This window comes from Virgisporangium ochraceum, from assembly GCF_016863655.1.
Classification (GTDB): Bacteria; Actinomycetota; Actinomycetes; order Mycobacteriales; family Micromonosporaceae; genus Virgisporangium; species Virgisporangium ochraceum.
The window spans coordinates 43,766-61,333 of the sequence record NZ_BOPH01000016.1 but is presented as its reverse complement, the minus strand read 5'-3'; the positions used below and the strand labels follow the sequence as shown (position 1 = coordinate 61,333).

Here is a 17,568-nt window from a genome sequence, read left to right as displayed (position 1 = left end):
CTTTACGCAAGTGTCGTACCCCTTCATTACGCTGCGGTGTGATGACCGAGACCGAGGTGGCCCTCTGGAGCGCCGAGCAGGTCCTCGCGCTCGCCACCGATGTCCCCTCTCAACGCGCCGCGCAGCTGCTGGTCGGCGACTCCCGGTGGTCCGACTCCGGCCGCAACCAGGCGGTGGTGTGGGGTCGGATCCGCGGCACCGCCGAGTACCAGGCCATCGCCGACCTCACCGCGAAGCCCGAGTTCCACTGCTCCTGCCCCAGCCGCAAGGTGCCGTGCAAGCACGTCCTGGCGCTGCTGCTGCGGTGGGCGGCCGGCAAGGTCGCGGGTGCCGACGAGCCGGCCTGGGTGCACGACTGGTCGCTGCGCCAGGCCGCCCGGCACGCCCGGCGCGAAGCGGGTGCGGCGAAGCCGCGCGAGGTGAACCCGAAAACCGTCGCGCGCCGGGGTGAGCGGGTCGCGGCTGGCATGGCCGAGCTCGACCGGTGGCTGGCCGACCAGGTCGCCACCGGCGTCGCCGGGCTCACCACCGTCGGCTACGAGCCGTTCGACACGCTCGCCGCCCGGCTGGTCGACGCGCAGGCCCGCGGCGCGGCCGGGCTGGTGCGTCGGTTGGCGACCGCGGCCGTGAGCGGTGACCCCGAGCGCCTGGTCACCGAGCTCGGCCTGCTGCGGCTCCTGGCGTCCGGGTACGCCCGCATCGACGAGCTGCCCGCGCCGCTCGCCGCCACCGTGGCCAGCCGGGTCGGCATTCCGGTGAGCCGGGAGGAGGTGCTGGCCTCCCCGCCGGTCGCCGACCAGTGGGCCGTGCTCGGCGTCCGCGACGAGATCGACGACCAGCTGAGCAGCCGGCGCGTCTGGCTGCGCGGGTGCGGCACCGGCCGGATGGCGATGGTGCTGTCGTTCGCCGGTCCGGGCCAGTCGCTGTCGACCGACTTCACGCCCGGCACCACGGTCGAGGCCGACCTGTGCTTCTACCCCGGCGCCACCCAGCTGCGGGCGCTGGTGGCCGGCCGCGCCGGGCTCACCGACCACGAACCGCCGGCCGACACCATCGCCGAGGCGCTCGACTCCTGGGCCACCGCGCTGGCCGGCGACCCGTGGATCGACCGCTGGCCGGTGCTGATCCGCGACGTGCACCCGACCCTGACCCACCTCGTCGAGGCCGACGGCACCGCACTCCCCCTGCGTGGCGAGCACTGGCAGCTCATCGGTGCCGCGGGCGGCCGGCCGTGCCGGGTCATGGGCGAGTACGGGCCGGCCGGGCTGCGGCCGGTCTCCGCCTGGGTCGACGGACGGTTGGTGGACCTGTGAACACGTGGTCCGAGGTCGTGGCGACCGCCCTGGTGGGAACCGACCGGCGACCCGTCGACGGTGGCGCCACCGCGCTCCTCGACACCGCCGCCGAACTCGGCCTCCGCAGGCGGGCCGGCGTCGACGCCGCTCACGCGGTCCCGTTGCCCGAAGCCGCACCCGACGACGAAGCGCGACCGGCGTCGCAGACCGCGACCACCCGCCTCGCGGGCCTCCTCGACCCGTTCACCAGCATCGACGGGCGCGGCGCCGAGACCCGGCTCGAACTCGTCGACGAGTGGCTCGAGCGCGGCAAGCTCGCCGCCGGTGAACTGCTGCCCGCGCTGCTCGACCTCGGCCGGCGGCACCGGCGGCTGCGCCCGGCCCTGCTCGCCGCCGGTGGCGAACGCGGCCGGTGGCTCGCCGCCCAGCGGGCCGACTGGCGCTACCTGCTCGGCGAGGCCGACGAACGCGAACTCATCGAGCCGTGGGACCTCGCGCCGATCGGCCGGCGCATCGGACACCTCACCGCGCTGCGGCGCCGCGACCCGGCGGCGGGCCGCGCGTTGCTGATGTCGACCTGGGACCAGGAGAACGCCGACGACCGCGCCACGCTCCTCAACACCCTCGACGTCGGGCTGTCGACCGCAGACGAGGAACTGCTCGAACCGGCGCTCGACGACCGCCGCCGCGAGGTGCGCGGCATGGCGCTCGACCTGCTGGCCCGGCTGCCCGACACCCGGTACGGCGCGCGGATGGCCGAGCGGGGCCGGGCGTGCCTGCGCGTGGCCACCAACCGCATCGACGTGCGTCCGCCGAACCGGTGCGACGCGTCGATGCAGCGCGACGGGGTGGCGGCCAAGGCACCGGCCGGCACCGGACAGCGCGCCTGGTGGCTCGAGGAGGTGCTGGCGCGAACGCCGCTCGCGGTCTGGGGCTCCCCCGACGAGCTTCTCCGCCGGCAGATCCCCGAGGAGTGGGCCGGCGTCGTGCGGCGCGGACTGGGCCGGGCGGCGGCCGCGCAGGGCTCCGGCGAATGGGCGGCCGCGCTGGTCGACCGGCTCTGGCCGGAGGCGACCGCCGCCCAGCGACCCGACGACCGGCTGCTGCTCGAAGCGCTCTACGAGGCGCTGCCACCCGAACAGCGCGCCGAGCGTGCCGCACAGGTGCTGCGCAACGACCCCGGCCGGGCCACCGCCGCCGGCGTCGAGCGGCTGCTCGAACTGTGCCCGCGGCCCTGGCCGCCACAGCTCGCCGACGCCGCCCTCGGAGCCATCGCGATACTGGTACGCGGCGGCGCGTCGACCTGGCGGCTCGCCGGCCTCGTGACGCTCGCCGGCACCCGGATGCCGCTGACCATCGGAGCCACTCCTACCGCGGTCGCGGTCGAGCTGCTGCGGGCCGCATTCGCCGACGACCGCCCCACCGACCCGCGCCTGGGCACCATCGACCAACTACTGGACGTGCTGCGCTTCCGCCACGAGATGCATGAGGAGCTCAACCAGTGACAGACATTGTGCGGCGGCACGCCGAAGACGAGTTCGCGGCCGAACTGGAACTGCTCGCCAAGGGCGACGACCGGTCGAAGCCGCCGGGCTGGAAGCTCTCGCCGCAGGCGGTGGTCACCTACCTGATGGGCGGCGACGGGATCTCGCCCAAGTACATCGGACCGCGCCGGCTCATGGAGGTGGCCGTCGCCACCCTCGCCACCGACCGGGCGCTGCTGCTGCTCGGCGTACCCGGCACCGCGAAGACCTGGGTCTCGGAGCACCTCACCGCGGCGATCAGCGGCGACTCGTCGCTCATGGTGCAGGGCACGGCCGGCACACCCGAGGAGGCGATCCGGTACGGGTGGAACTACGCGCGGCTGCTCGCCGAAGGGCCCAGCCGTGCGGCACTGGTCGAGAGCCCCGTGCTCAAGGCGATGGCCGGCGGCGCGATCGCCCGGATCGAGGAGCTCACCCGCATCCCGTCCGACGTACAGGACTCGCTGATCACCGTGCTGTCCGAGAAGGTGCTGCCGATCCCGGAACTGGGCACCGAGGTCGCCGCCCGCAAGGGCTTCAACGTCATCGCGACCGCGAACGACCGCGACCGCGGCGTCAACGACCTGTCCTCCGCGCTGCGGCGCCGGTTCAACACGGTGGTGCTGCCGGTGCCGGCCGACGCGGAGCAGGAGGTCGACATCGTCTCGCGGCGGGTGGCCGCGCTCGGCCGGTCGCTCGAACTGCCCGACCTGCCGCCGGCGTACGAGGAGATCCGGCGCGTGGTCACGGTCTTCCGGGAACTGCGGGCGGGCAGCACCGAAGACGGGCGCACCAAGCTCAAGTCGCCCAGCGGCACGATGTCGACCGCCGAGGCGATCTCGGTGCTGGTCAACGGCATCGCGTTGGCGTCACACTTCGGCGACGGCGTGCTGCGGGCCTCCGACGTCGCGGCCGGAATCGTCGGTGCGGTCGTAAAGGACCCGGTGTCCGACGCCGTCGTGTGGCAGGAGTACCTGGAGACGGTCGTGCGCGAACGCGACGGCTGGCGCGACTTCTACCGGGCCGCGCGTGCCTGACACCTTCCTCCTGGGGGTGCGACACCACGGGCCGGGATCGGCCCGTGCGGTACGGCGCGCGCTGGCGGCGGTCGAACCGGACATCGTGCTGATCGAAGGGCCGCCCGAAGCCGACAAACTCGTCGGCTGGGCGGCACACGAGGAGCTCAAGCCGCCGGTCGCGCTGCTCGCCTACCCGCAGCACGGCGACCCGTCGACGCGGGCCGCGTTCTGGCCGTTCGGCGACTTCTCACCGGAGTGGCAGGCCATCCGGTGGGCACTCGACGCGAAGGTGCCCGTTCAGTTCTGCGACCTACCCGCGGGAGTGCGGTTCGCGTCACATCAAGGTCCTGAAGAAGAGCAACCGGACGCGGAGAGCGAGCCCGCCGATGACGCCCTCGCCCGGCGCGACCCCATCGGCGCCCTGGCGACGGCCGCCGGCTACGACGACCCCGAACGCTGGTGGGAGGACGTGGTCGAGCACCAGATCGCCGACCACACGCACGACCCGATGGCGCCGTTCGAGGCGATCGCCACCGCGATGGGCGTCGTGCGCCAGGCCGCGCCCGCGCCGCCGGCCCGCGAGAAGCTGTACGAGGACCGGCGGGAAGCGCACATGCGGCAGGTGCTCCGGACCGCGCGCAAGACCCACGAACGGATCGCCGTGGTGTGCGGTGCCTGGCACGTGCCCGCGCTCACCGACCCCCTGCCGACCGCCGCCGCCGACGCCCGGGTGCTGAAAGGCCTGCAGAAGACGCGCATCGGCATGACCTGGGTGCCGTGGACGCACGGGCGGCTCGCCTCGTGGCAGGGCTACGGCGCCGGCGTCTCCTCCCCCGGCTGGTACCACCACCTGTTCACCGCGCCCGACCGCGTCATCGAGCGGTGGCTCACCGCCGTGGCCGGCGTGCTGCGCACGGAAGGGCTGCCGATCTCCAGCGCGCACATCATCGAGGCGGTGCGGCTAGCCGAGACGCTCGCGACTCTGCGCGGACGCCCGCTCGCCGGGCTCGCCGAGGTCACCGAGGCGACCCGGGCCGTGCTGTGCGACGGCGACGAACTGCGCGTGCAACTGGTCAACCGCAAGCTCGTGGTCGGCGAGCGGCTCGGCGAGATCCCGGCCGACATGCCGGGGGTGCCGCTCGCACAGGACCTCGCGTCGACGCAGCGGTCGCTGCGGCTGCCGCCGTCGGCGCTGGCCCGCGACCTGCGGCTCGACCTGCGCCGCCAGATCGACAGCGACCGCAGCCGACTGCTGCACCGGCTCCGCCTGCTCGACGTGCCGTGGGGCGAGCCGATGCAGGACCGCGGCGGCAAGGGCACGTTCTGGGAGTCGTGGCGGCTGGAATGGGAGCCGGAGTTCGCGGTCGACGTCATCGCCGCGAGCGGCTACGGCGCCACCGTCTCCGCCGCCGCAACCGCCGTCGTGGTCGAACGGGCCGGGCAGGCGAAGACCCTGGGCGACGTAACCGCGCTGGTCGAGCGGTGCCTGCTGGCGGACCTGCCGGCGGCCCTGCCGACGGTGCTCGGAGCTCTGGACGAGCGGATGGCGCTCGACACCGACGTCGCCCACCTCATGGACGCGCTGCCGGCGCTCGCCCGCACCCTGCGCTACGGCGACGTGCGCGGCACCGACGTCGGGTCGCTGCGCGTGGTCACCACCACGATGCTGACGAGGATCCGGGTCGGCCTGCCCAAGGCGCTGACCAACCTCGACGACGACGCCACCCGCGCGATGCGGGCCCGCCTCGACGCCGTGCACGCGGCGATCCCGCTGCTCGAAGCCTCGCCCGACGAGTGGTACGACGCGCTGGCCCGCGTGGCCGACCGCGACGACCTGCCCGGGCTGCTGGCCGGCCGGATCGCGCGGCTGCTCGGCGACGCCGGCCGCATCGACCGCGAGGAGGCGGCCCGCCAGCTCGCCGTGGTGCTCACGGTCGGCGTGCCGCCGGCCCGCGGCGCGGGCTGGATCGAGGGCTTCGTCGCCGGTGGCGGGCTGGTGCTCGTGCACGACGAGCCGTTGCTGCGGCTGGTCGACCAGTGGCTCGCCGGGATCGACGACTTCACGACGGTGCTCCCGTTGCTGCGGCGGACGTTCGGGGCGTTCCCGGCGCCGCAGCGCCGGGCGATCGGCGAGCGGGTGCGCCAGCTCGGCCGGGGCGGGCCCGCACCGGTCGAAGCCGGTCCGCACGTTCGCGGCGACGTGGTGCTGCCGACGGTTCGCGCGCTGCTGGGGGTCCCCTCTGATGAGTGACGACGACGACCGCATGCGGCGGTGGCGCCTGGTGCTCGGCGGCGGCGACGCCGACGGCACCGAGGAGCAGCTCTCCCCCGCCGACGCCGGCATGGACCAGGCGCTGGCCGCGCTGTACGGCGGTGGCTCCTCCGACGCGTCCGGCTCCGGCGAGGGCGGTGGCCGCGGCGGTGACCTCGGTGCGTCGGCGCCGCGGGTGGCGCGCTGGCTCGGCGACATCCGTAGGTACTTCCCGTCGACGGTCGTGCAGGTCATGCAGTCCGACGCGATCGAGCGGCTCGGGTTGCAGCGGCTCCTGTTGGAGCCCGAGATGCTCGACGCGGTCGAGCCCGACGTGCACCTGGTCGGCACGCTGCTCGCGCTGGGCCGGGTGATGCCGGAGGCCAGCCGGCGCACGGCCCGCGCCGTCGTGCGCAAGGTCGTCGAGGACCTGCAGCAGCGCGTCACCCAACGCACCCGGGCCGCGGTGACCGGCGCACTCAACCGCGCCGTACGGATCAGCCGCCCCCAGCACCGCGACATCGACTGGGACCGCACCATCCGGCTGAACCTCAAGCACTACCAGCCGCACCTGCGGACGGTGGTGCCGGAGCGGCTGGTCGGCTACGGCCGCCGGTCGAACGCGGTGCACCGCGAGGTGCTGCTGTGCGTCGACCAGTCCGGGTCGATGGCCACCTCGGTCGTGTACGCGGGGATCTTCGCGTCGGTGCTGGCGTCGCTGCGGTCGTTGCGCACCTCGCTGGTCGTCTTCGATACGGCCGTGGTCGACCTGACCGAGAAGCTTGCCGACCCGGTCGACGTGCTGTTCGGCACCCAGCTGGGCGGCGGCACCGACATCAACCGGGCCCTCGCCTACTGCCAGAGCCTGATCACCACCCCCCGCGACACGATCCTGGTGCTGATCAGCGACCTCTACGAGGGCGGCTCCGCCGAGCAGATGCTGCGCCGCGTGGCCTCCCTGGTCGGCGGTGGCGTGCAGGTGATCGTGCTCCTGTCGCTGAACGACGACGGCGCGCCGGACTACGACCGCGAGCACGCCGCGGCGCTGGCGAACCTCGGCGTACCGGCGTTCGCGTGCACGCCCGACGCGTTCCCGGAGATCATGGCCGCGGCCATCGAACGCCGCGACGTGCGCGGCCTCATCGAACGCCTCGCCGCCGAACGCGCGTGACGAAATCTCTACCGCGAGCCGCTGGACACGTGTTCGAAAATCGCTAGACTCTGCACTCGGGTGTGCGACGAGATACAGGGCATTCCAGGCAATTCGGCGCGTCGTCAGGATGGTTGGCGACACGCCGATAGGCGCGTATAGCCGTATCTAGGGTTCTGCCTAGACAGGCAGATAAAGTCCTCGCGTGGATCCGGTTCGCAATCCCTATGCGCCCGGTGCCGGGCAGCGGCCACCCGAGCTGGCCGGCCGCGACCGCGAGCTCCAGGCCTTCGAGGTGGTGCTCGAGCGGGTGGCCCGGGGCCGACCCGAGCGGTCGCTCGTGCTCACCGGCCTGCGCGGGGTCGGCAAGACCGTGCTGCTCAACTCCCTCCGCTCGCAGGCAATCTCGCGGCTGTGGGGCACCGGCAAGATCGAGGCCCGGCCCGACCAGTCGCTGCGGCGGCCGGTCAGCGCGGCGCTGCACATGGCCGTGCGCGAGCTCGCCCCGCGGCACCGGGCGCCCGACCGCATCGACGAGTTCCTCGGCGTCCTCAAGGCCTTCGCGCTGCGCGGCGCGCCGACCAACGCGAAGCTGCGCGACCGGTGGCAGCCGGGCATCGACGTGCCCGCCGCCACCGGGCGGGCCGACTCCGGCGACATCGAGATCGACCTCACCGAGCTGTTCACCGACGCGGCGGGCATCGCCACCGACGTCAGCACCGGCATCGCCCTGTTCATCGACGAGATGCAGGACGTGCAGACCGACGACATCTCCGCGCTCTGCGCGGCCTGCCACGAGCTGTCGCAGCTCGGCGCGCCGCTGATCGTGGTCGGTGCCGGGCTGCCCCACCTGCCGGCGGTGCTGTCGGCGTCGAAGTCGTACTCCGAGCGGCTGTTCCGGTACCAGCGCATCGACCGGCTCGAACGGCGCGCCGCCGACCAGGCACTGACGGCACCCGCCGAACGGGAAGGGGTCGAGTACGAGGCCAAGGCGCTCGACGCGATGTACGACGCGTCGGGCGGCTACCCGTACTTCGTGCAGGCCTACGGCAAGGCCACCTGGGACCACGCACCCCGGTCACCGATCACGGCCGACGACGTGCGGGTCGCCGCACCCGAGGCGGAGGCCGAGCTGGGGGTGGGGTTCTTCGGCTCCCGGTACGAGCGGGCCACCCCGGCCGAGCGGGAGTACCTGCGCAGCATGGCCCTGCTGGCCCCGTCTGACGACATGCAGGGTGCGGTGCCCACCGCGGAGATCGCGAAGGATCTGGGCCGCCGCCCGGCCAGCCTGTCGCCGGCGCGCGACGCGCTCATCAAGAAGGGGCTGATCTACTCCGGCGAGCGGGGGACGGTGGCGTTCACCGTCCCCCATTTCGGCCGATATCTACGGAGCCAGCCAAGCTAACGCTTGCGGAGGCAGAGGACGAAGTCCTGGGCGTCCTGGGCGTGGTCGAAGAAGTACCAGTCGGTGAGGTTCGGGGTGCCCTCGCACTTCTTGTAGTCCGACGTGCCGTCGATGCGCTTGAGCACCTGGTAGGTGTTCGCCGCGCAGGTGACCTTCTGCATGTCGGGTTCCTTGGCACTCCCCTTGTTCACCAGGCAGTCGCCCACCGCCGCCACCTTCGCGTCGGCGTTGGCCGACGACGACGGCGCGGCCGACTTCGCCGACGACGACGGCGGGGCGGACCCGTCGGGACCCGGCCCGGCCTTGTTGTCGCCCCGGGTGAAGAGCACGGCGGCGGTCGTGGCGCCACCGATGGCCAGCAGCACCACCACGACGATCACCGCGATCGCGGCGCCCGACCGGCCCTGCCGGGCCGGCGCCTGCGGCGGCCCCCACACCTCGCCCGACACCGAGTTGGGCGTGTGGTCGGGCCGGTTGCCGTACTGCCCGGCCACGAAGCTCGACTCGGTCAGCGGATCCGGGTAACCGGTGCGGTACGGGTCACCGGCCGACCCGTCCTGCCATGGATCCTGCGGCTGGCCCGGGTACGGCCCGCCCTGCGGTCCGTACGATGACATGGGATGCCTCCCCGTTCGAAATGTGCGTCCCGGTCACGGTAACGTGCGCCCCCGGTGGGTCCGCCTCCCGAAACCGCGCCAACCCCTGTTCGGGGCCGTACGGCGGTTCGAAGCGGTGTGAATTCGTTATCGCCCGATGGCCAGCGCCGGTAGCCTCCCCGCCCGTGCTCACCACACTGCTCATGATGATCGTCGGTGCCGGCGCCGGAGCGGCCACCCCCGCCGTGGCGGCCCGGTTCGGCGTGGCGGCGCGGGCCCGCCCGTGGATCTCCGTGGGTACGGCTGCCGGCGCGGTTCTCGGGTGGGCGCTCGCCCCGGGAGACCTGTGGGTGTGGGCGGTGACGCTCGCGGTGGGCGTCCCGTTGGCCGCGATCGACCTCGGCGCGCACCGGCTGCCCGATGCGCTGGTGCTACCGGCGGTGGCCGCGGCCGTCGTGGTCGCGCTGGTCGGCGGGGAGCCGGCCGCCGTCGCCGGTGGCGCCCTGTCGGTGACCGCGTGCGCGTTGCTCGCCGTGTTGCCGCGCAGCGGTCTGGGGTTCGGGGACGTCAAGCTGGCGGGACTGCTCGGCACCGCCCTCGGTCTCCTGGGGTGGGCGGCGCTGGCCTGGGGTGCCGCGCTGGCATTCGTGTCGGGTGGGGTGGTGGCGGCGGTGCTGATGGCCACCGGCCGGGCCCGGCGTGACACGCCGCTGCCGTTCGGCCCGCACATGCTGGCCGGGGCGCTGGTGGTGGCGGTGCTATCCGGCGAGGGCGTCGAGCAGGCGGTCGACGTCGGCGGGGTCGTTGTAGAGGTGTGGAGACGCGCGTAGCTTGCCGGCCCGGAACGCGACGTCGACCCCGGCGTCGGCCAGCCGCCGGTGCAGGTCCTGGTTCCTGGCGGGGTCCCCGTGGGTGAAGTAGACGAGCGTCGACGGGTCGGTGCGCGGGCTCAGTACCCGGAAACCGGCCCGGTCGAGCCCGTCGGTGAGCCGATCGACCAGCGTCCGGTCGTAGGTCCGGATCCGGTCGACGCCGAGGTCGAGCACGTGCTCCACCGACACGGTCCACGGCACGAACGTGGTGAAGTTGGCCGTGCCGAAGATGTCGAGGTCGTGTGCCGTTCCGTCGACGAGCTCGGGCGAGAGGTCGTCGCCCGCGAGGTCGCGCTGGCTGAGGTGGGCGAGCCAGTAGGCCTTGGTGGGCACCAGCCGCTCGCGCAGGTGCGGGGCGAGCCACGCGAACCCGGTGCCGTACGGGCCGCACAACCACTTGAACCCGACGCTGACGAGCGCGTCGACCGGCGTCACCGCCGCGTCGAACGGTCGGGCGCCCACGGCCTGCGAGCCGTTCACGACGAAGACGACACCGTTCGACCGGCAGACCTCGCCCAGCGCGGTCAGGTCGGCGGCGCCGCCGGTGAACGAGTTGACCCACGTGGTGCAGAACAGCTTCGTCCGTGGCGTGATCGCGGCCGCCAGCTCCTGTGGATCGACCACCGCCTGTGCGGGACGGATCCGGCGCACCACGACGCCGAACCGCTTCTCCAGGGTCAGCCAGGGGAAGATGTCCGACGGGAAGTCGTTGGCGATCACCAGGACCTCGTCGCCGGCCGACCACGGCAGGCCGTTGGCGACCAGGTGCAGCCCGTACGACGCGCTGTTGGCGAGCACGACCTGCTCCGCGGGCGCGTTGACGAGCCGGCCCAGCGCGTCACGCAGTCGCCGCGGCACCTCCTCGAACCGCTCGGTCGTCAGCTCATGGGGCGAGACCTTCCAGCCGATCGCCTCCGCGACCGCGGCGGCCGCGGGCACCGGCACCGCACCCTGGTGCGCCGTGTTGAGCCAGGTGCGTCCGCCGAAGTCACCGAACAGATCAGAGAGGGCCACTAGATCAATCTAAGCTGTCGGTCCTTCGGCCGCCGGGGTGCTTCCGGTCCCTTGCGTTCGAACAGGCCGGGGTCGATCACCGACAGGAACGGCGTCACCGCCATCTCCCGCTCCGACCCGTGCCGGAACCGCTTCCGCGCGTGCGAGACGTACAACCGGTCCTGCGCGCGGGTCAGCCCGACGAAGAACAGCCGCCGCTCCTCCGCCTCTTCCTCCGCCGACAGCGGGTTTCCGGGACGCCGCAACGGAAGCAGCCCGTCTTCGCACCCGACCAGGAACACGATCGGGAACTCCAGGCCCTTGGCCGCGTGCAGGGTCAGCAGCGTCACGCGGTCGGCGCGCGGGTCCCAGGCGTCGACCTCGGCGCCGGTCTCCAGCGCGGTCAGGAACGCGCCGAGGTCGTCACCGCAGCGCAGGGCGAGCGGACCGAGCAGGTCGACCGCCGACCACAGGTCCTCGGCCGACACCACCACGTCGAGCGCCGGCCGCTCGGCCAGCACCTGCGCGGTCAGCTTGACCCGCGCGGCCAGCGACCCACCCAGTCCCGACGCGAAGCGCAACTCCCGCGCGATCGCCGCCACGCCCGGCCGGTCGAGCAGCCGGTCGTGCGACCGCTTCTGCACCGGAACCCCGTGCCGGTTCAACGCGTCGACCACGAACGACGCCTGCGCGTCGGTGCGGTACAGCACGGCGATGTCGGCGAACGACACGGCGTCCGGAGCCACCGCCCGCGAGTCGACCGTGCGGTGCGTGACGCCACCCACCAGCTCGTCGATCGTCTTCGAGACGAACACCGCCTCGTCCTCGGCCGACGCCGCCGCGTACAGCCCGACCTGCGGCGCCTCCGGGTCGAGCTTGGCCGGGTCCAACCGCCGGCCCGGCACCAGCGACGACGGCGCGATCGCCTGCACCGCCGCGGCCAGGATCGGCGGCGCCGAGCGGTAGTTGCGGGTCAGCCGCACCTGGCGGGCGTCGGTGAAGTCGGCCGTGAACCGCAGGAAGAACCCGACGTCGGCGCCGCGGAACGAGTAGATGGCCTGGTCGGGGTCGCCGATCGCGGTGAGGTTGCCGTCGGGCGGGCAGAGCAGCCGCAGCAGGTCGTACTGCACCGGGTCGACGTCCTGGTACTCGTCGACGAAGATCCACCGGTACTGCGCGCGGTACTCCTCGACCAGGTCGGGCGCGTCGGTCAGCAGCTCCACCGGCAGCGTGATCAGCTCGTCCAGGTCGACCAGGTCGCGCGACCGCAGCGCCTTGCGGTACGCGTCCCGGAACTCCGGTGCGACGCCGGCGTTGAGCTGCCGGCGGGCCTCGCGCTCGGCGGACGCCGCACCGGCCTCGACGAGCGCGGTGATGCGGTCGGCCTCCTCCGCGATGCGGAAGTCGGGCGACAGGTTGAACGACGGCGAGTGCTCGCGCACGATCGACAGGCCGAGGCTGTGGAACGTGGCCACCGTGACGTCGGCTGCCACCTCACCGAGCAGGTCGTCGAGCCGGTGCCGCAGCTCCTCGGCCGCCCGCCGGGTGAACGTGATCGCCAGGCACTGCTCCGGGTAGACACCCAGTTCGGCGCACAGGTACGCGATGCGGTGGGTCAGCGTGCGGGTCTTGCCGGTGCCCGGGCCGGCCACGATCAGGATCGGCCCGCCGGGCGCCGACGCGGCCACCCGCTGCATGGCGTCGAGCCGGTCGAGCAGCCCGGTGCCGACCTCCTCCATGCCGGCCAGCATCGGTTCGAGCGGCTCGTGCGGGGAGACCACCGCCGCCAGCGGCGGCGCCTTCTCCGCGACCTTCACCGGACGCGCCCGCCGCGGCTCCTCCTTGCGCTGCTTCGGAACCACCGGGACGTCGAACAGGGTCGCCTCGGTCTCCAGCTCCGACGGCTCGAAGATCCGGATGACGCCGTACTCCCCGTCGTAGCCCGGGATGCGCCGCACGGTGCGGGCGCGCAGCCGGGTGATCGCCTCGCCGAGCAGTTCGCCGCCGGCCTTCGCGATGTCGTCGACCGGCACGTCACGCAGGATCGACAGCTCCGACCCCAGCTCGTTGACCAGCGCCTGCAGCTGCGTCTCGACGGTCTTCGACTTCGCACCGACGCGGTTGACCTCGCCGAGCACCTCGTGGAGCTGGAGCAGGTGGGTGACGTCGGGCGCGTCGTCGGGCGCGTAGCCCTCGGGGCGGTCGGCCAGCTCCTCCACGCGGTGCAGCACGCCGACGGTCAGCGGCTTGCCGCACTCCGGACACATGCCGTTCGTTTCGCGGGTCTGTGCCGGCTGCCAGTTCACGCCGCAGGCGCGGTGGCCGTCGGCGTGGTACTTGCCCTCCTCGGGGAAGAACTCGAGGGTCCCCTTCAGGCCGGCGCCGGTGCGCATCGCCTCGCGCACGGCGTGGTAGGTCAGCTCGGTCTCGAAGATCGTGGCCTCGCGGGCCAGCGCCTGCGGCGAGTGCGCGTCGGAGTTGCTCACCAGGCGGTACCGGTCGAGGCTCGACACCCGCCAGTTCATCTCCGGGTCGCTCGACAGCCCGGTCTCCACGGCGAAGATGTGGTCGGCGAGGTCGGCGTAGCAGTGCTCGATCGCGTCGAAGCCCGACTTCGAGCCCATGGCCGAGAACCACGGCGTCCAGATGTGCGCGGGCACCAGATATCCGTCGGGGCTGGCGTCGAGGGTGATCTCCAGCAGATCGCGGGAGTCGAGACCGAGAATGGGACGCCCGTCGGAGCCCAGGTTCCCGATGCGCCCGAGGGCCGTGTTGAACCGCTCCACCGACTCGAAGTCGGGCAGGTAGACGAGGTGGTGCACCTTGCGCGTCCTGTCGTCGCCGTTCGGCGCCGCGCGCTTGTAGATCGTGGAGATCTCGACCGACAGCTGGAACCGCACGGGGTCCTCCGCGCTGGTCAGCTTCCTGGGCAAGCGCTGCGCGACCTGCCGGTACCTGTCGTCCTTGAGGCGGTAGAGGCCCTGCTCGGCCGGTTCCAGCGAGTCCTGCAGGTGGGCGAACCAGGCCGGGTGGGTGAAGTCGCCGGTGCCGAGGAGCGTGATGCCTTTGCGGCGGGCCCACCACGTGAGGTTGTCCAGTTCGAGGTCGCGACTGCACGCGCGGGAGTACTTCGAGTGGATGTGCAGATCGGCGACGAAGGTCTTCGCTGGCACGCCGCAGTGTGTCATGTCGCTGTGGTGTCCGTGTGGGTGACACCCCGGAGGGAACCATTCGAGGTACCCGTACGACCATTCATGTTGTGACCCGATATCTGCGCGCCGTTCTGGCGGTTCTCGTCGGCGTGATCGCCGCCGTGATCATGGCGGACCCGGCACAGGCACACACCAGCGCGACGGTCGAACCGGCCGTCGCCGGGGCGCAGAACGCCACGATCTCGTTCAACGCCGCCGCCGAGTCGACGACCGCCGGCATCACGTCGTTGAAGATCGTGCTGCCGCAGGGTCTCACCGCGGCCGACCTCACCTACGTCGACGGCCCGGCCGGCTGGGCGATGCGGCCCGACGCCGACGGCTACGTGGTGTCGGGGCCGGCCGTCGCGGTCGGCCGCGACGTGCAGCACCGGGTGCGCGCCAAGCAGTTGCCGATGACGCCCACGCTGGTGTTCAAGGTGCTGCAGACCTACACCGACGGCCGCATCGACCGGTGGATCGAGATCCCCAGCGCGGCGAACGCTCAACCCGAGTACCCGGCGCCGGTGGTGGAGCTGGCCGCTCCCCCGGGTGGCTTCCCCAGCGGTGGCGCCTCGACCGGTCCGAAGCCGGCGTCGACCGACCACGGCGCCGCCGACGCGCCGGCTGCCTCGACGACCTCGGCGCCGGTCGACCCGTCGAACGCGGCCGGGGAGGACGGGGGCGGCAGCCCGCTCCCCTGGATCGTGCTCGCCGTGGTCGTTCTGGCGCTCGTTGCCGGTGGCGCCTACGTGGTGAACCGCCGGAAGCGGGTCACGAGCTCCTGAGCTCGACCACCGAGATCTGGGGCGGGGCGCCGACCCGCACGGGCGGGCCCCAGAACCCGGCCCCGTTGGTGACGTAGACCTTCGTGCCGTCGACCTCGCCGAGACCGGAGACCACCGGCTGCTCCAGCCGCACCAGCGCGCCGAACGGCTGGATCTGCCCGCCGTGGGTGTGTCCGCTGAGCTGCAGGTCGACGCCGTGCTTCGCGGCCTCGGTCGCCTGCACCGGCTGGTGCGCGAGCAGCACCACCGGCCGCGCCGGGTCACGGCCGCCCAGCGCCTTGCCGAAGTCGGGCGCGTGCTCGTAGTCCTCGCCGGTGACGTCGTTGACGCCGGCCAGGTCGAGGCCCTCGATCTCCACCCGCTGGTTCTCCAGCACCTTCAGGCCGAGGCTGTCGACCTCGGCGATCCACTCCGCGTACCCGGAGAAGTACTCGTGGTTCCCGGTGACGAAGAAGCTGCCGAACCGGGCCCGCAGGTCGGCCAGCGGCTCGGCGGCCTCCCCCAGCTCGGCGACCGTGCCGTCGACGAGGTCGCCGACGACGGCCACCAGGTCGGCACCGACGCCGTTGATCGTGTCGACCACCCGGCGGGTGTGCGAGCGTCCGAGGAGCGGCCCGAGGTGGATGTCGGAGACGAGCGCGATGCGCAGCCCGTCGAGCTGGCGGGGCAGTTTCGCCAGCGGCACCCGCACCCGGTCGATCCGGGGTGGGCCCATCGCCTGGCTGACGCCGTACCCGACCGTGACCACCGAGGTGACCCCGGCGGCGACCGCCATCGTCCGGGCGAGCAGCAGCCGCCGCGACGGATCGGGCGCCCGCGCGGGTGAAGGCAGCGCGGACGGTGGGTCCGCGGGTGGATCCACGGATTCCGCGGCCGCCGGCACCAGCGCCGGCTCGGGAGCCACCTCGGTCTCGCGCCGGCGCCGGACCCAGGCCAGGTTCAGCACCAGGCGCGGAACCTCCAGCACCAGCAGCACCACGAGCAGGTAGAACATCGTCGCCAGCCACAGGTACCCCGGCCAGGCGACCCAGCGGGCCGCGTCGGGACGCATGAGGCGCCCGAACACGAGCCCACCCACCACCAGCAGCACCATCGCCACCAGGGCCAACGTGCCGATCAGCCGGGCCCGGCCGGGCCGGGTGGTGTCTTTGACCAGCCGCTTCCACAGGTAGAAGTGGATGCCGAAGAGCACACCGAAGACGACGAGCAGGAACACCGCGATCAAGGTTGTTCAGCCTCCGGCGAACGGCGGTAGGACGTCGACCACCGAGTCGGCGGCGAGCGGTGCGTTTCGGTCGTGGCGCGCGAGACCGTCGACCAGGAACGAACAACGCTCCAGCACCGATGCCAGTTTCGGCCCGTGGGCCTGAGAAACGACTGAGAGCAGGTCGGCCAGCGTGGCCGCCGACACCTTCTCCTCGCTCACGCCCGCGGCGGCCCGCGCGGCGGCGAAGTACCTGACGAGCACCACGGACTAGCCGCCGATCGCCGACATCGGGCGGGCGGGCTGCAGGAACGTCAGGTCGTTGATGTCGTGCCCCGGCTTCTTGGCCCACATCGCGCCGGCCCACGCCGCGGCGAGCCGGGCGTCGTCGGCGCCCTCGCGCATCATCGTGCGCAGGTCGGTTTCGGTGGTGCTGAACAGGCACGAACGGATCGCGCCGTCGGCGGTGAGCCGGGTGCGGTCGCACGCGCCGCAGAACGGCCGCGTGACGCTGGCGATCACACCGACCTTCGCCGGCCCGCCGTCGACGAGCCAGGTCTCGGCCGGCGCGGCGCCACGGTGGGCCGGGTCGGGCGTCAGCTCGAACGCACCGCGCAGCTGGGCCAGGATCTCCTCCGCGGTGACCATCTCGGCCCGCTGCCACGTGTGACCGGCATCGAGCGGCATCTGCTCGATGAACCGCAGCTCGTAGCCGTGGTCGAGCGCGAACCGCAGCAGCGGCACGGCCTCGGTGTCGTTGATGCCGCGCATCAGAACAGAGTTGATCTTCACGGGACGCAGGCCGGCGGCATCAGCCGCGGCCAGCCCGGCGAGGACGTCGTCGAGGCGATTACGCCGCGTGAGGGAAGTGAACGTGTCGGCGCTCAGCGCGTCCAACGAGACGTTGACCCGATCGAGCCCGGCGGTGCGCAACTGGTGCGCGATGCGCGCGAGGCCGATGCCGTTGGTGGTGAGCGAGAGCTGCGGACGCGGCCCGAGCCCGGCGGCGGCCGCGACGATCTTCACCAGGCCGGGACGCAACAGCGGCTCGCCGCCGGTGAACCGCACCTCGGTGACGCCCAGCTTCTCGACCGCGATGCGGACCAGCCGCACCACCTCGTCGTCGGTGAGCAGGGTGGGCTTCGGCAGCCAGGCCAGCCCTTCGGCCGGCATGCAGTAGGTGCAGCGCAGGTTGCACCGGTCGGTGAGCGACACGCGTAGGTCGGTGGCCACGCGCCCGTAGCGGTCTACCAACCCCTGCATGGTCATGCGGATAAAGGTACC

14 protein-coding genes are annotated in these 17,568 nt (G+C 72.8%); 8 read left to right on the top strand and 6 right to left on the bottom strand.

Translation table 11 applies throughout. From position 1 onward, the window contains the following. Positions 1–41 precede the first annotated feature (41 nt). The 6 genes from Voc01_RS05470 to Voc01_RS05445 all read left to right on the top strand — a co-directional run bounded on the left by Voc01_RS05470 (position 42) and on the right by Voc01_RS05445 (position 8,643). On the top strand, positions 42–1,313 hold the full coding sequence (locus tag Voc01_RS05470) for an SWIM zinc finger family protein (RefSeq protein WP_203926157.1): 1,272 nt from the start codon (positions 42–44) through the stop codon (positions 1,311–1,313). Further along, entirely contained in the window at positions 1,310–2,800 is a 1,491-nt protein-coding gene (locus Voc01_RS05465; protein WP_203926156.1) for a DUF5691 domain-containing protein, read from the top strand. Before Voc01_RS05470 ends, Voc01_RS05465 begins: the two co-directional genes overlap by 4 nt. Further along, positions 2,797–3,855 carry an ATP-binding protein gene (locus tag Voc01_RS05460; RefSeq protein WP_203926155.1) on the top strand — a complete coding sequence of 353 codons (1,059 nt, stop codon included), beginning with the start codon at positions 2,797–2,799 and terminating at the stop codon, positions 3,853–3,855. The genes Voc01_RS05465 and Voc01_RS05460 overlap by 4 nt, the downstream gene beginning before the upstream one ends. Then, entirely contained in the window at positions 3,848–6,088 is a 2,241-nt protein-coding gene (locus Voc01_RS05455; RefSeq protein WP_203926154.1) for a DUF5682 family protein, read from the top strand. The genes Voc01_RS05460 and Voc01_RS05455 overlap by 8 nt, the downstream gene beginning before the upstream one ends. Further along, positions 6,081–7,259 (top strand): VWA domain-containing protein, encoded by a 1,179-nt coding sequence (locus Voc01_RS05450; RefSeq protein WP_203926153.1) that lies wholly within the window; start codon positions 6,081–6,083, stop codon positions 7,257–7,259. Before Voc01_RS05455 ends, Voc01_RS05450 begins: the two co-directional genes overlap by 8 nt. A gap of 184 nt (positions 7,260–7,443) precedes the next feature. After that, complete coding sequence (locus Voc01_RS05445) at positions 7,444–8,643, top strand: ATP-binding protein (RefSeq protein ID WP_203926152.1); 1,200 nt, start codon at positions 7,444–7,446, stop codon at positions 8,641–8,643. On the opposite strand, the gene Voc01_RS05440 is transcribed toward Voc01_RS05445, so the two are convergent. Beyond that, positions 8,640–9,260: an LppU/SCO3897 family protein gene (locus Voc01_RS05440; protein WP_203926151.1), complete on the bottom strand. Its 621-nt coding sequence runs from the start codon at positions 9,258–9,260 to the stop codon at positions 8,640–8,642. The genes Voc01_RS05445 and Voc01_RS05440 overlap by 4 nt on opposite strands. A gap of 164 nt (positions 9,261–9,424) precedes the next feature. Between Voc01_RS05440 and Voc01_RS05435 the strand changes: the two genes are divergently transcribed. After that, positions 9,425–10,069: a prepilin peptidase gene (locus Voc01_RS05435; protein WP_239159970.1), complete on the top strand. Its 645-nt coding sequence runs from the start codon at positions 9,425–9,427 to the stop codon at positions 10,067–10,069. Here the strand turns inward: Voc01_RS05435 and Voc01_RS05430 are convergent. After that, the gene (locus Voc01_RS05430; RefSeq protein WP_203926150.1) at positions 9,998–11,125 is read right to left on the bottom strand and encodes an aminotransferase class V-fold PLP-dependent enzyme; all 1,128 of its coding nucleotides are present in this window, start codon (positions 11,123–11,125) and stop codon (positions 9,998–10,000) included. The genes Voc01_RS05435 and Voc01_RS05430 overlap by 72 nt on opposite strands. Further along, on the bottom strand, positions 11,125–14,292 hold the full coding sequence (locus tag Voc01_RS05425; protein WP_203926149.1) for a UvrD-helicase domain-containing protein: 3,168 nt from the start codon (positions 14,290–14,292) through the stop codon (positions 11,125–11,127). The genes Voc01_RS05430 and Voc01_RS05425 overlap by 1 nt, the downstream gene beginning before the upstream one ends. Before the next feature lie 71 nt (positions 14,293–14,363). Between Voc01_RS05425 and Voc01_RS05420 the strand changes: the two genes are divergently transcribed. Further along, positions 14,364–15,080, top strand: a complete 717-nt coding sequence (locus tag Voc01_RS05420) for a DUF1775 domain-containing protein (protein WP_203926148.1) — start codon at positions 14,364–14,366, stop codon at positions 15,078–15,080. Here the strand turns inward: Voc01_RS05420 and Voc01_RS05415 are convergent. The 3 genes from Voc01_RS05415 to moaA are packed head-to-tail and all read right to left on the bottom strand — an operon-like array spanning position 15,067 to position 17,553. Then, positions 15,067–16,305 (bottom strand): metallophosphoesterase, encoded by a 1,239-nt coding sequence (locus Voc01_RS05415; RefSeq protein WP_203926147.1) that lies wholly within the window; start codon positions 16,303–16,305, stop codon positions 15,067–15,069. The genes Voc01_RS05420 and Voc01_RS05415 overlap by 14 nt on opposite strands. A gap of 6 nt (positions 16,306–16,311) precedes the next feature. Next, positions 16,312–16,551, bottom strand: coding sequence for a MoaD/ThiS family protein (locus Voc01_RS05410; RefSeq protein WP_203926146.1), 240 nt, complete (start codon positions 16,549–16,551; stop codon positions 16,312–16,314). 3 nt (positions 16,552–16,554) lie between these two features. After that, positions 16,555–17,553, bottom strand: coding sequence for a GTP 3',8-cyclase MoaA (moaA, locus tag Voc01_RS05405; protein ID WP_203926145.1), 999 nt, complete (start codon positions 17,551–17,553; stop codon positions 16,555–16,557). Positions 17,554–17,568: the final 15 nt, after the last annotated feature.

What these genes read in the sequence shown, in the direction of transcription:
- Voc01_RS05470 (WP_203926157.1), top strand. Translation starts at nt 42, where the DNA reads ATGACCGAGACCGAGGTGGCCCTCTGGAGCGCCGAGCAGGTCCTCGCG.
- Voc01_RS05450 (WP_203926153.1), top strand. Translation starts at nt 6,081, where the DNA reads ATGAGTGACGACGACGACCGCATGCGGCGGTGGCGCCTGGTGCTCGGC.
- Voc01_RS05440 (WP_203926151.1), bottom strand. Translation starts at nt 9,260, where the DNA reads ATGTCATCGTACGGACCGCAGGGCGGGCCGTACCCGGGCCAGCCGCAG.
- Voc01_RS05425 (WP_203926149.1), bottom strand. Translation starts at nt 14,292, where the DNA reads ATGACACACTGCGGCGTGCCAGCGAAGACCTTCGTCGCCGATCTGCAC.
- moaA (WP_203926145.1), bottom strand. Translation starts at nt 17,553, where the DNA reads ATGACCATGCAGGGGTTGGTAGACCGCTACGGGCGCGTGGCCACCGAC.